The sequence below is a fragment of the Candidatus Mycobacterium methanotrophicum genome (assembly GCF_023515995.1).
Classification (GTDB): domain Bacteria; phylum Actinomycetota; class Actinomycetes; order Mycobacteriales; family Mycobacteriaceae; genus Mycobacterium; species Mycobacterium methanotrophicum.
This window is the reverse complement of the sequence record NZ_CP097320.1, coordinates 1,632,894-1,645,803: the sequence shown is the minus strand read 5'-3', so window position 1 is coordinate 1,645,803 and position 12,910 is coordinate 1,632,894. Positions and strand designations below refer to the sequence as shown.

Sequence of the window (12,910 nt, the reverse complement as noted above, 5' to 3'; positions counted from 1 at the left end):
TCACATGCGCCACAGCTATGTAGCCCAGGATCAGTAACCGGTGAACACATCCCGGAGAACCGCGATCGCCTCGTCGATCTCGGCACGCGCAACGGTCAGGGCCGGCCGGAACCGCACGCTGGCTTGACCGCACGGCAGCACAATCACCCCGTTCTGCCACAACCGGCGGAGCAGCGCATCGCGGTTGGCGGTGGTCGGCATGCTGAACGCACACATCAAGCCGCGGCCGCGGACATCCTGCACGAATGCCGGGAAGTCGTCGGCGAGTTCGTTGAGGCGCGCCCGCAGATGGCGGCCCTGGGCGGCCGCATTCTCGAACAGGCCGTCAGCTTCGACGATCTCCAAGATGCGCCGCGCGCGAACCATATCGGTGAGGTTGCCGCCCCAGGTCGAGTTGATCCGGGAAGCCACCGTGAAAACGTTGTCGGCGATTTCGTCGACCCGACGTCCTGCCATCACGCCGCACACTTGCGTCTTCTTACCGAACGCAACCACGTCAGGCGCAACACCCAATTGCTGGTAGGCCCAGGCGGTTCCGGTCAAACCACAGCCTGTCTGCACCTCGTCGAAGATCATCAGAGCGTCGTATTCGTCGCACAGCGCGCGCATCGCGGCGAAGAATTCGGGCCGGAGGTGACGGTCACCGCCTTCGCCCTGGATGGGCTCGGCGATGAAGCAGGCGACGTCGTGCGGGTAGGCCTCGAAGGCTGCCCGGGCTTGGCGCAACGACTCGGCTTCCAGCGCCTCGATGTCGGCACCGGGACGAAGGTAAGGCGCGTCGATGCGTGGCCAGTCGAACTTCGGAAAGCGAGCAACGACGACCGGATTGCTGTTGGTCAGCGACAGCGTGTAGCCGCTGCGACCGTGGAACGCACCCCGCAAATGCAGCACCCGGGCGCCCAGTTCCGGGTGAACGCCGCGTGCCTCGTTGTGCCGGCTCTTCCAGTCGAATGCGACCTTCAACGCGTTCTCCACCGCGAGGGCGCCACCGTCGACGAAGAACAAATGCGGCAGCGCGGGATCCCCCAATACGCGGGCAAAGGTCTCGACGAAGCGGGCCATCGGCACCGAGTACACGTCGGAGTTGCTGGGCTTGTTGACCGCGGCTTCGGCGAGTTCTTCGCGAAACTCGTCGTCATAGGCCAGTGCCGGATGGTTCATCCCCAGCGCCGACGAGGCGAAGAACGAGAACATGTCCAGGTAACGCCGACCGTCGCGGGCATCGACCAGATATGAGCCCGCCGAACGATCCAGGTCGAGCACCAGATCCAGGCCGTCGGCCAGGATGCTGCGCGCTAACACCTCGTGGACCCGGTCGGGCTCGAGTTGCCGATCGGCCGAACAGGCACGTGCCAGCACGCCAGTCATGACACTCACGGTATCATTAACTCTTACGGTATATTGGCGTCTGGCCGTAACTATTACGGTATGAACTGCCGATCATCGTAAAATGTTTGTAAAATGATCGTACTGCGGGTCCGGACGTTGGCGGCTGTGCGGATCCGCTGCAACAGGCCCTCCAACGCTCGCGGCGACCCGACGCGCACCAGCAGGATGTAGCTCTCCTCGCCGGCCACCGAGTGACACGACTCGATCGCCTCGATGTCGTGGAGGCGAGCCGGCGCATCATCGGGTTGCGAGGGATCGAGAGGAGTGATGGCCACGAACGCCGACAGCAGATGTCCGACGGCTTCCGGATCGATCCGCGCCGAATACCCGGTCACCACACCGCGAGACTCCAGCCTGCGCACCCGCGACTGGACCGCAGAGACCGACAATCCGGCGCTCGCCGCAAGCTCCGACAATGTCGCGCGACCGTCGGCGACCAGTGAGCGCATCAAGATCCGGTCGATGCCGTCGAGCGTCTCTGCCATCAGTCCACCCCTTGGAAACCGGCGGCTTCAGCCATCCGCGAAGCCGGGACTTGTGTCAGGTTGCGACGGAATTCGTGGTGGCTCAAGGGTACTGTCACTTTCGGGATCGGACTGGTCCTTCGTGCGGCGTCGAGAGGCGCACCGCAGAGAAGAATCTGAGGCTGAGTGAGGGCCATGAAGCTGCTGGTTTCAGCTGGCAGAGATGTCACGGCCGGAGAGTATCGCAGCCGAACATGGTGAGCTGCGTGAACAAGTTGTCGACGTGGCAATTGCGCGAGCGCTTCGCCGCCGGCCTGTCCGCTATGTATGGTGGCGAGGTACCCGCGTACACCACGCTGGTCGAGGTGAGCACCCAGGTCAACCGCGATTACGCCGACCAGCATCCGGACGCGCAGCGGCTGGGCTCGCTTTCCCGAGTGACCGCGGAACGGCACGGCGCGATCCGCGTCGGCACGCCCGACGAGCTGGCCGCTGTCGCCGACCTGTTCTCCGCGTTCGGCATGGTCCCGGTCGGCTACTACGACCTGCGCGACGCCGTTTCGCCCGTTCCGGTGATCTCTACCGCGTTCCGGCCGATCGACAAGGACGAGTTGGCGCACAACCCATTTCGGGTGTTCACCTCGATGCTGGCATTGCAGGATCCGCGTTTCTTCGACGCCGGCCTGCGCGCTCGTGTGCAGACGTTCCTGGAATGCCGCCAGCTGTTCGATCCGGCGTTGATCTCCCGGGCCCGGGTGATCGCTGCCGAAGGCGGCTGCGGCGTTGCTGAGGCCGATGACTTTGTCGCACAGGCCGTGGCGGCATTTGCGCTGTCACATCAACCGATCGAGAAGTCCTGGTATGGCGAGCTTTCGCGGGTGTCGGCGGTGGCAGCCGATATCGCCGGAGTCACGTCCACCCACATCAATCACCTGACGCCGCGGGTGCTCGACATCGACGAACTGTACCGGCGGATGGCCGCGCGCGGCGTCACGATGATCGACGCCATCCAGGGGCCGCCGCGCTGGGACGGGCCCGCGGTGCTGTTGCGCCAGACGTCGTTTCGCGCACTCGCCGAACCGCGCCGGTTTCGCGACGACGACGGGACGGTCATCGAAGGCTCGCTGCGGGTCCGCTTCGGCGAGGTCGAGGCGCGCGGCGTGGCGCTGACACTGAAGGGCCGCGAGCGTTACGACGCAGCAATGGCCGCCGGCGATCCCGCCACAGTCTGGGGCCATTATTTTCCGGCGAGCGACGACGAGATGGCCACCCAGGGGCTGGCCTACTATCGCGGCGGCGACCCATCCAAACCAGTTGTCTACGAAGACTTTCTGCCTACCTCAGCTGCCGGCATCTTTCGGTCTAATCTGGACCGCGACACCGAGACTCTAACGGCCACCGGAATCGCCGACGACTCCGGCTACAGCATCGATTGGATGGCGGGGGCGATCGGTCGCCACATCCACGACCCGTACGCGCTGTACGAATCGCTTTGCAAGGAGGCACTCGCGTGAGCACCCGCCTGCCCGCCCTCGACGAGTTGCGCGCCCGCGCCCGCCGCGCGCTGGATGCCGTCGGCTGTGATGTCACCCTCGGTGAGCCCGGCGAGCACGGCCAGCCGGCGAGCACACCGATCACCGGCGACGTCCTGTTCACCGTCGAGCAGACCACGCCCGAACAGGTCGATACCGATATCGCCGCCGCCGCACAAGCGTTTTCGGCGTGGCGAGCCACCCCCGCTCCGGTACGCGGTGCGCTGGTGAGCCGGCTGGGCGAGCTGCTCACACAGCACAAGCAAGATCTCGCCACCCTGGTGACGATCGAGGCCGGCAAGATCACCTCCGAGGCGCTGGGCGAGGTGCAGGAGATGATCGACGTCTGCCAGTTCGCCGTCGGCCTGTCGCGTCAGCTATGCGGCCGCACGATCGCCTCTGAGCGACCGGCGCATCGACTGATGGAGACCTGGCATCCGCTCGGCGTGGTCGGAGTGATCACCGCATTCAACTTCCCGGTCGCGGTGTGGGCGTGGAATACGGCGGTGGCGCTGGTATGCGGGGACACCGTGGTGTGGAAGCCGTCCGAGCTGACGCCGTTGACGGCGCTGGCCTGCCAGGCGCTGATTGAACGGGCGGCCAGTGACATCGGGGCGTCGGCTCGTGTTTGCGTCTTGATCATCGGTGGCCGCGAGGTCGGTGAGCAGCTCGTCGACGACGAGCGGATCGCGCTGGTCTCCGCGACCGGCTCGGTGCGCATGGGCCGGCAGGTCGGTCCGCAGGTCGCCCGGCGATTCGGCCGCTCGCTATTGGAACTGGGCGGCAACAACGCCGCCGTCGTCACACCATCGGCCGACCTAGATCTCGCGGTACGCGCCATCGTGTTCGCCGCCGCCGGCACCGCCGGTCAACGCTGCACCACGCTGCGCCGGCTGATCGTGCACCGATCGGTGGCCGACGAGGTCGTGGGGCGCATCGCCGCCGCCTACCGACAGCTGCCGATCGGCGATCCGTCGACCGAGGGCACGCTGGTTGGCCCGCTCATTCATGAGACGGCCTACCGCGACATGGTGGGCGCGCTGGAGCAGGCGCGCGCCGGCGGCGGCGACGTGGTCGGCGGCGAGCGCCACGATGCGGGCCACCCGAGTGCCTACTATGTCGCGCCGGCGCTGGTGCGGATGCCGTCGCAGACCGACATCGTGCACACCGAGACGTTCGCGCCTATCCTCTACGTGTTGGTTTACGACGGCCTCGATGAGGCCATCACGCTGAACAACGCCGTGCCGCAGGGCTTGTCGTCGGCGATCTTCACCATCGACATCCGCGAGGCGGAACGCTTCATCGACGGCTCCGACTGCGGCATCACCAACGTCAACATCGGGACGTCGGGCGCCGAGATCGGCGGCGCGTTCGGTGGCGAGAAGCAGACCGGCGGCGGCCGGGAGTCGGGCTCGGACGCCTGGAAGACCTACATGCGCCGCGCCACCAACACGGTCAACTACTCCAGCGAGTTGCCGCTGGCCCAGGGCGTGCATTTCGGCTGAGTGCGCCGCACGACGCCGATCGGGTCAACCGTCGTCGCTGTCCGCTTGTGCGGCGCGTTTGGTGCTGACGCGAATCATGAAGATTGCCGCGGCGATGCCTACGACCAGCAGTCCCAACGCGCCCAACTCGAGCAGCAGGCGATTGAGCTGCTTGTCCGAGTGCACCTGTTCGGTCTGCGCCGTCACGATCAGGATCCGTCGCACGCAGGCGATCAAGCCGATGAAAAGAAACGGCTCGGCGGCGATTTCGTGATACAGCAGGACCGCGCGCAGCGTCGCGGCGATCTCCGCAACGATCAGAACCATCAGTACCCGATCGAGGACGAGCACGCCGCCCTGCAGCGTGTTGACCTTGTGCTCCGCGGCTTGCGCGACCGCTTCTGCACCGCCGATCACCACCAGGATCGCGGCCGCTATCAGGAGCAGGAAGGCGATCGCATAAATCACCGTCTCGAAGCTGTCGACCAGGCCGCCGACTCGGTGACTCAGCCGGGAGCGGGTGTCCGCGCTTTTCACATCCATCGGTCAGGGATTCTATTCTCGCATTGCCCGACGCGACGGCTGAGAACAGTGTAGAAATCGTCCGCCAATTCGCTGAGTGAACGAACGTGCCGGCAGAGCCGCGGTGGTGGCTTCGCGGCGCCGCCCCTCGCAGGGCGCGTTATTGACGGGCGCGTCGCTAATACCAGGTTTGCAGAGCCTTCCTGAAACGTTGACGGCCTGCGCCAAGGACCGGCAAGTACCATCTGGTCTATGCGGACACCCCGGCGCCGGTTATCTCCGGACGATCGCCGCGCCGAGTTGCTGGCACTCGGCGCGGAAGTCTTTGGCCAACGCCCCTACGACGAGGTCCGAATCGACGAGATCGCCGAGCGGGCGGGCGTGTCCCGGGCCTTGATGTATCACTACTTCCCGGACAAGCGGGCGTTCTTCGCCGCCGTCGTCAAGGGACAGGCTGACCGGCTGTTCGAGACCACCAACGCCCTGCCGGCGCCAGGCCAGTCGCTGTTTGAGGAGACCCGGGACGGCGTCTATGCCTACATGCAGTACCACCAAGAGCACCCACATGCCGCCTGGGCTGCATATGTCGGCCTCGGCCGCTCCGATCCGGTGTTACTCGGCATCGACGACGAGGCCAAGGATCGGCAGATGGCACACATCATGAGCCGCGTCATGGAAGTGGAGGGCTCGGGCAACACGCTCGCGCCCGACGTGGAACGCGACCTGCGGATCGTCATCCACGGCTGGCTGGCGCTGACCTTCGAGGTGTGCCGGCAGCGGATCATTCACCCCGACACCGACGCGCGCCACCTGAGTGAAACCTGCGCTCACGCGCTGATGGACGCGATCATCCGGATCAACGGGATTCCCGAACAACTGGCCAAGGCGCTCGGTCCCGACCAGCGCTGACAGCCGGGCGTTGTCGGGCCCGACTGGCACCATGGCTGGGTGAGCACCGTGCCCATAGATCCACTCGGACGGTTCAGCGTCGTCACCCGCGACTGGTTCGCCGGTACCTTCGCTGCGCCGACCGCGGCTCAGGCCGATGCCTGGGCGGCGATCGCCGACGGCCACAACACCTTGGTCATCGCGCCGACCGGTTCGGGTAAGACACTGGCGGCGTTTCTGTGGGCGATCGACAGGCTCGCCGACGAGCGAACGACCGGCACCCGCATCCTCTACGTCTCGCCGCTGAAGGCTTTGGCCGTCGACGTCGAGCGCAACCTGCGCACGCCGCTGGCCGGCATGACCCGGGTCGCCCAACAGCGCGGGTTACCCCCACCGGAGATCACGGTCGGGGTGCGATCCGGCGACACCCCGCCCGCGCAGCGCCGCCAGCTCATCGCCCGGCCACCCGACGTGTTGATCACCACGCCGGAATCGCTGTTCTTGATGCTCACGTCGGCGGCGCGGGAAACCCTGGCCGGTGTGCAAACCGTGATCGTCGACGAGATCCACGCTATTGCCGGCACCAAGCGGGGCGCTCACCTGGCGCTGTCGCTCGAGCGGCTCGACGACATGTTGCGGGCACCCGCGCAGCGCATCGGGCTGTCGGCGACGGTGCGCCCGCCCGAGGAGGTGGCCCGGTTTCTGTCCGGCTCAGCACCGACGGCCATCGTGGCGCCCGCGGCGGCGAAGACGTTCGAGCTGACGGTGCAGGTCCCCGTCCCGGACATGACCAACCCGGCGGAGACTCGCCCGCAAGCCGGAGGCACCCCCTCCATCTGGCCCGACGTGGAGGCGCGTCTGGTCGACCTGGTCGAAACGCACAACTCGACGATCGTGTTCGCCAATTCCCGGCGGCTGGCCGAGCGACTGACCGCCCGGCTCAACGAGATTCACGCTGAACGCGCTGGAGTCGATTTACCGTCCGTCGCCAATCCGCAAGTCGCCGGCGGCGCCCCGGCCCAGTTGTTGGGCAGCGGGCAGACCTACGGCGTGCCAACAGTATTGGCTCGTGCGCATCATGGCTCGGTCAGCAAGGAACAACGCGCCATTGTCGAAGAGGAGCTCAAGTCCGGACGGCTGAAAGCGGTGGTGGCGACCTCGAGCTTGGAGTTGGGCATCGATATGGGCGCCGTCGACCTGGTCATCCAGGTGGAGTCGCCGCCGTCGGTGGCCAGCGGCCTGCAGCGCATCGGCCGGGCCGGACACCAGGTCGGCGAGATCTCGCAAGGGGTGCTGTTTCCCAAGCATCGCACCGACCTGATCGGCTGCGCGGTGACCGTGCAGCGCATGCTCGCCGGTCAGATCGAGACGATGCGGGTCCCGACCAACCCGCTCGACATTCTCGCCCAGCACACGGTAGCCGCGGCGGCGCTGGAACCGCTCGACGTCGACCGCTGGTTCGACACCGTGCGTCGCAGCGCGCCGTTCGCGACGCTGCCGCACAGCGCATTTGAGGCCACGCTGGATCTGCTGTCCGGCAAGTACCCGTCAACCGAATTCGCCGAGCTGCGGCCCCGGCTGGTTTACGACCGGGATACCGGCGCCGTGACGGCACGGCCGGGGGCGCAGCGGCTGGCGGTCACCTCGGGCGGCGCGATCCCGGACCGCGGCCTGTTCACCGTCTATCTGGCTACCGATAGCGAAAAACCCTCTCGCGTCGGCGAACTCGACGAGGAAATGGTTTACGAGTCGCGCCCCGGCGATGTCATCTCGTTGGGCGCCACCAGCTGGCGGATCACCGAGATCACCCACGACCGCGTGTTGGTGATCCCCGCGCCCGGTCAGCCGGCCCGGCTGCCGTTCTGGCGCGGCGACGACGCCGGGCGCCCCGCCGAGTTGGGCCAGGCAGTCGGCAAGTTCACCGGCGAGCTGGCTGGACTGGCTCGCGATTCATTCGACAAACGTTGCGCTGAACTGGGTTTGAACGACTACGCCACCGACAACCTGTGGCGGCTGCTGGATGACCAGCGCACCGCCACCACGGTGGTACCCACCGACGCCACCTTGCTCGTCGAGCGGTTCCGCGACGAACTGGGCGACTGGCGGGTGGTTCTGCACTCCCCCTATGGTCTGCGCGTGCATGGTCCGCTTGCACTCGCGGTGAGCCGGCGACTACGCGACCGCTACGGCATAGATGAGAAACCGACCGCGTCGGACGACGGCATCGTGGTCCGGTTGCCGGACACGTTCTCCGAGTCCGGGCCCGCCGACAAGCCACCGGGCGCCGAACTGTTCGTCTTCGACGCCGACGAGATCGACCCGATCGTCACCGCCGAAGTGGGCGGTTCGGCGCTGTTCGCCTCGCGTTTTCGGGAATGTGCGGCGCGTGCGCTGCTGCTGCCGCGGCGACATCCCGGCCGCCGATCGCCGCTGTGGCATCAGCGCCAGCGCGCCGCGCAGTTGCTCGACGTGGCCCGCAAGTATCCGGACTTCCCGATCGTGCTGGAGGCTGTCCGCGAATGCTTGCAGGACGTCTACGACGTGCCGACGCTCACGGGGCTGATGGCCGACATCGCCGCGCGCAAGGTGCGCGTACTGGAGACCGAGACGGCCACCCCGTCGCCGTTCGCCGCGTCGCTGTTGTTCGGCTATGTCGGCGCGTTCATGTACCAGGGCGACAGCCCGCTGGCCGAGCGCCGCGCTGCCGCGCTCTCGCTGGACGCCACGCTGCTGGCCGAACTGTTGGGCCGCGTCGAGCTGCGCGAACTGCTCGACCCCGAAGTCGTCGCCGCCACCGGCCGGCAATTGCAACATCTATCGCATGATCGGGCAGCCCGTGATGCCGAGGCAGTCGCCGATCTACTGCGGCTCCTTGGCCCGTTGACCGCCGAGGAGGTCGTCGCCCGAGCCGGTGGTGGCGATGTCGGCGGCTGGTTGGAAGGTCTATTCGCCGCCAAACGCGTGTTGCCCGTTTCATTTGCCGGACAAAGCTGGTGGGTCGCGATCGAGGACATCGGCCGACTCCGCGACGGCGTCGGGGCGGCCGTACCGGTCGGCGTGCCAACCAGCTTCACCGAGGCGGTCAACGATCCGCTGGGCGAGCTGCTCGGCCGATACGCCCGCACCCACGCCCCGTTCACCACCTCCGACGTCGCCGCCCGGTTCGGGCTCGGACAGCGGGTAACGGCCGACGTGCTGGGCCGGCTGGCCGCCGACGGCCGGCTGGTCCGCGGCGAGTTCACCACGGAGGCCGCCGGTGACCAGTGGTGTGACGCCGACGTCCTGCGGATCCTTCGCCGCAGATCACTGGCGGCGCTGCGGGCCCAAGTCGAGCCGGTCAGCACCCGCGCGTACGCGCGGTTCCTGCCGGCCTGGCATCAGGTCGGTTCGGCTGGGGACTCCAGCAACGCCGGCCTCGACGGGCTGGCGGCCGTCCTCGACCAATTGGCCGGCGTCCCGCTGCCCGCCTCGGCGGTCGAATCGCTCGTGCTCTCTGCTCGAGTAGGCGACTACTCCCCCGCGATGCTCGACGAACTGCTGGCATCCGGCGAGGTTGTCTGGTCGGGCGCCGGACCGATCTCCGCCACCGACGGCTGGATCGCGTTTCATCCGGCTGACACGGCGCCGCTGACCTTGGCAGCGCCCGCCGCGTTCGAACTGACTGCGGCCCACCAGGCGATCCTGGACACGCTGGCCGGCGGCGGAGCGTTCTTCTTCCGGCAACTCACGCAGACCGGCATCGGCGAGCAAGAGCTCAAAGCGGCACTGTGGGAGCTCATCTGGGCCGGGTCGGTCACCGGCGACACCTTCGCGCCGGTCCGCGCGATGCTGAGCGCCGGCCCGGGCAGCCGCCGACGGTCCACCCCCGCGCACCGGCTAGGTCGCGCAGTCCGTCCGCCGCGGCTGAGCCGCTTTCATGTCGCGCACGCCCAGTCCCGCCCCAGCGACGCGACGGTGGCGGGCCGTTGGTCAGCGCTGCCTGTGCCCGAGCCGGATTCGACGCTGCGGGCACACCACCAAGCCGAGCTGTTGCTGAACCGCCACGGCGTGCTGACCAAAGGCGCGGTGGCGGCCGAGGCAGTGCCGGGCGGATTCGCGATGCTCTACAAGGTGTTGACGACGTTGGAGGAGGCCGGTCGATGCCAGCGTGGCTATTTCGTCGAGTCGCTGGGCGGCGCCCAGTTCGCACTGGCATCAACGGTCGACCGGTTGCGCGGCTACCTCGACGAGCCCGGCTCTTTCAAAGACCCGACGCGTCCCGAGTATCGGGCGGTGGTCCTGGCCGCCGCCGATCCGGCCAACCCGTACGGCGCCGCGCTGCCTTGGCCGTCCCGGGCGCTGGAGGAAGAGGGAGGTGGCCGCCCCGGCCGCAAAGCCGGAGCGCTGGTTGTGCTGGTCGACGGCGAACTGGCCTGGTTTGTCGAGCGGGGCGGCCGCTCGCTGCTGAGCTTGCGTGACGATCCTGACGTCAACCGCGCAGCGGCCGCGGCGTTGGCCCAGCTGGTGACGGCGGGGCGGGTCAGTTCGATTCTGGTTGAACGGATCAACGGCCTGCCGGTGTTGGGGCCCGACGTGTCCGCGCCGGCCGTCAGCGCGCTGTCCGACGCCGGGTTCGCCCGGACGCCACGCGGGCTTCGGCTGCGATAGCGTATGCCCGAGGGGGACACCGTTTTTCACACCGCAGAGACGCTGCGGAAAGCACTCGCCGGTCGCACACTGACGCGATGCGATATCCGTGTGCCACGCTTTGCGGCTGTCGACCTGACCGGCCAGGTGGTCGATGAGGTGCTCAGCCGCGGCAAGCACCTGTTCATTCGCATCGGGCCGGCCAGTATCCACTCGCACCTGAAGATGGACGGCAGCTGGCGGGTGAGTCGTCGCCCGCCAGATCACCGGGTGCGAATTATCCTCGAAGCCGGCGGAATTCGCGTCGTCGGGATCGACCTCGGCGTGCTGGAGATCCTCGACCGGCAACACGACGAGAACGCGGTCGCCCACCTGGGCCCGGACTTGCTGGGCGCAGACTGGGATCCCCGGGTCGCGGTCGCCAACCTGATGGCCGCCCCGGACCGGAACCTCGCCGAGGCGCTGCTGGACCAGCGGGTGATGGCCGGGATCGGCAATGTCTATTGCAACGAGCTGTGTTTCGTCAGCGGACGGCTGCCTACCGCTGCCGTCAGCTCACTGTCCGACCCGCAGCGGCTGGCGACGCGGGCACGAGAGATGCTGTGGGCCAACCGGTCGCGGTGGAACCGCTGCACCACCGGCGACACCCGATTCGGCCGTCAGCTCTGGGTGTACGGGCGCGCCGGGCAAGAGTGCCGCCGCTGCGGCGCCACCATTCAAAAGGACCACACCGGCGACCGGGTCACCTACTGGTGCCCCGCCTGCCAGCGGTAGCGGGCCCGCGAGTGGCCAGTTATGCCACGCCTTGTAGGACAGGGTTTGCGTGCTTGTCGCGGAGGAATACACCGGCGACGTCTTGAATCACGACGGACCACATTGCCGGATTACTGAAGGGCACCGGGGCGCTAACACTGCAGAACCACGTCAACCTCAGCAATCTGACGAATATTCGCGCCCTCAACGCGGGCGCGTTGGCGGCGCGGCTGCGGGAGACACTGCTCGCCGCCGTTTCGGGCGCCGGCGCCACGCGGGCTGGCGGGCCGATCCCGGAGGGCGGCCGTCCGGAGCCGCGGGATCTGGCGCCACGGGTGGACCGAGACTTGCCGCGCATGCGTCGCGGCGTCGAGCGCTGTTAGCGGGCGGGCTCTAGCCGTCGCGAGCTGACGAACCGGCGCCGATATCCGGTCACTGGGTCCTCGAATTCGATGCACTGCGCCAGCAGCTGCAGTGGCTGGCTGAAGTCGTCGTCTGCCACCTCGCGCACCGCGGGGTACAACGGGTCTGCGTAGATCGGTATCCCGAGTGAAGCCATGTGTACTCGCAGCTGGTGGGTGCGCCCGGTGCGCGGCGTCAGCTGGTAACAGCCGTCCGGTGACATCAACTCAACCAGCGTCGCCGCGTTGGGCTCACCGGGTTCTTCGACGGCTTGTAAATGGCCGCGGCGCTTGACGATCCGACTGCAGACTACGCGCGGCAACGGCAGGCCGGGGTTGACCGCGGCCCTCGCCACATACGTCTTGTGCACGGCGCCACGGGCAAACATCGTCTGGTAGGCGCCACGAATTTCGCGGCGGGCGGTGAAAAGCAGCACCCCGGCGGTCAGCCGGTCCAGCCGGTGGGCCGGGCTCAGCTCGGATAATCCCAGTCGCCGACGCAGCCGCACCAGCGCCGTCTGCGCGATGTGGCGCCCGCGCGGCATGGTGGCCAGAAAGTGCGGCTTGTCGACAACCACAATGCGCTCGTCCTGATACAGCACGGGGACGTCGAACGGCACCGGTACCTCGTCGCGCAAGTCGCGGTAGAAGTAGACGCTGACCCCAGCCGGCAGCACGGTGGTCGCATCGAGCACCGCCCCGTCGGTGTCGACGACCTCCCCGGCGATCGCCTTGGCGGCAACCGCTGGCCCGAACCGGGTCAGCAACTCGTCTCCGAGCGGCCCGCCGCGAACCCGCAATCGCGCCGGTCCCAATCCGTCGCGAGGCGGCAGCGGCAGTGACCTCACTTT

9 protein-coding genes are annotated in these 12,910 nt (G+C 67.6%); 5 read left to right on the top strand and 4 right to left on the bottom strand.

Going from position 1 to position 12,910, the window contains the following annotated elements:
• Positions 1–30: 30 nt before the first annotated feature.
• Positions 31–1,368, bottom strand: coding sequence for an L-lysine 6-transaminase (lat, locus tag M5I08_RS08865; protein WP_219066836.1), 1,338 nt, complete (start codon positions 1,366–1,368; stop codon positions 31–33).
• A 53-nt stretch (positions 1,369–1,421) separates the two neighbouring features.
• Complete coding sequence (locus M5I08_RS08860; RefSeq protein ID WP_219066809.1) at positions 1,422–1,874, bottom strand: Lrp/AsnC family transcriptional regulator; 453 nt, start codon at positions 1,872–1,874, stop codon at positions 1,422–1,424.
• Positions 1,875–2,107: 233 nt separating this feature from the next.
• Between M5I08_RS08860 and hglS the strand changes: the two genes are divergently transcribed.
• Positions 2,108–3,367: a 2-oxoadipate dioxygenase/decarboxylase gene (gene hglS / locus M5I08_RS08855; RefSeq protein WP_370328597.1), complete on the top strand. Its 1,260-nt coding sequence runs from the start codon at positions 2,108–2,110 to the stop codon at positions 3,365–3,367.
• Positions 3,364–4,890: an L-piperidine-6-carboxylate dehydrogenase gene (gene amaB / locus M5I08_RS08850; RefSeq protein ID WP_370328596.1), complete on the top strand. Its 1,527-nt coding sequence runs from the start codon at positions 3,364–3,366 to the stop codon at positions 4,888–4,890. Before hglS ends, amaB begins: the two co-directional genes overlap by 4 nt.
• A gap of 24 nt (positions 4,891–4,914) precedes the next feature.
• On the opposite strand, the gene M5I08_RS08845 is transcribed toward amaB, so the two are convergent.
• Positions 4,915–5,412, bottom strand: a complete 498-nt coding sequence (locus tag M5I08_RS08845; protein WP_219066808.1) for a phosphate-starvation-inducible PsiE family protein — start codon at positions 5,410–5,412, stop codon at positions 4,915–4,917.
• 231 nt (positions 5,413–5,643) lie between these two features.
• On the opposite strand from M5I08_RS08845, the gene M5I08_RS08840 reads away from it, so the two are divergent.
• Genes M5I08_RS08840 through nei2 form a run of 3 tightly spaced genes read left to right on the top strand, consistent with a single transcriptional unit; the run spans position 5,644 to position 11,679 of the window.
• Positions 5,644–6,300 carry a TetR/AcrR family transcriptional regulator gene (locus M5I08_RS08840; RefSeq protein ID WP_219066807.1) on the top strand — a complete coding sequence of 219 codons (657 nt, stop codon included), beginning with the start codon at positions 5,644–5,646 and terminating at the stop codon, positions 6,298–6,300.
• A 39-nt stretch (positions 6,301–6,339) separates the two neighbouring features.
• Complete coding sequence (locus M5I08_RS08835) at positions 6,340–10,926, top strand: ATP-dependent helicase (protein ID WP_219066806.1); 4,587 nt, start codon at positions 6,340–6,342, stop codon at positions 10,924–10,926.
• 3 nt (positions 10,927–10,929) lie between these two features.
• Positions 10,930–11,679: an endonuclease VIII Nei2 gene (gene nei2 / locus M5I08_RS08830; RefSeq protein WP_219066805.1), complete on the top strand. Its 750-nt coding sequence runs from the start codon at positions 10,930–10,932 to the stop codon at positions 11,677–11,679.
• Positions 11,680–12,037: 358 nt separating this feature from the next.
• Here nei2 and M5I08_RS08825 read toward each other — a convergent pair whose 3' ends face one another.
• Positions 12,038–12,907, bottom strand: coding sequence for a pseudouridine synthase (locus tag M5I08_RS08825; RefSeq protein ID WP_219066804.1), 870 nt, complete (start codon positions 12,905–12,907; stop codon positions 12,038–12,040).
• Positions 12,908–12,910 lie beyond the last annotated feature (3 nt).

Coding starts and splice junctions, on each gene's coding strand:
- M5I08_RS08840 (WP_219066807.1), top strand. CDS start 5,644: ATGCGGACACCCCGGCGCCGGTTATCTCCGGACGATCGCCGCGCCGAG.
- nei2 (WP_219066805.1), top strand. CDS start 10,930: ATGCCCGAGGGGGACACCGTTTTTCACACCGCAGAGACGCTGCGGAAA.
- M5I08_RS08845 (WP_219066808.1), bottom strand. CDS start 5,412: ATGGATGTGAAAAGCGCGGACACCCGCTCCCGGCTGAGTCACCGAGTC.
- M5I08_RS08860 (WP_219066809.1), bottom strand. CDS start 1,874: ATGGCAGAGACGCTCGACGGCATCGACCGGATCTTGATGCGCTCACTG.
- lat (WP_219066836.1), bottom strand. CDS start 1,368: ATGACTGGCGTGCTGGCACGTGCCTGTTCGGCCGATCGGCAACTCGAG.
- hglS (WP_370328597.1), top strand. CDS start 2,108: ATGGTGAGCTGCGTGAACAAGTTGTCGACGTGGCAATTGCGCGAGCGC.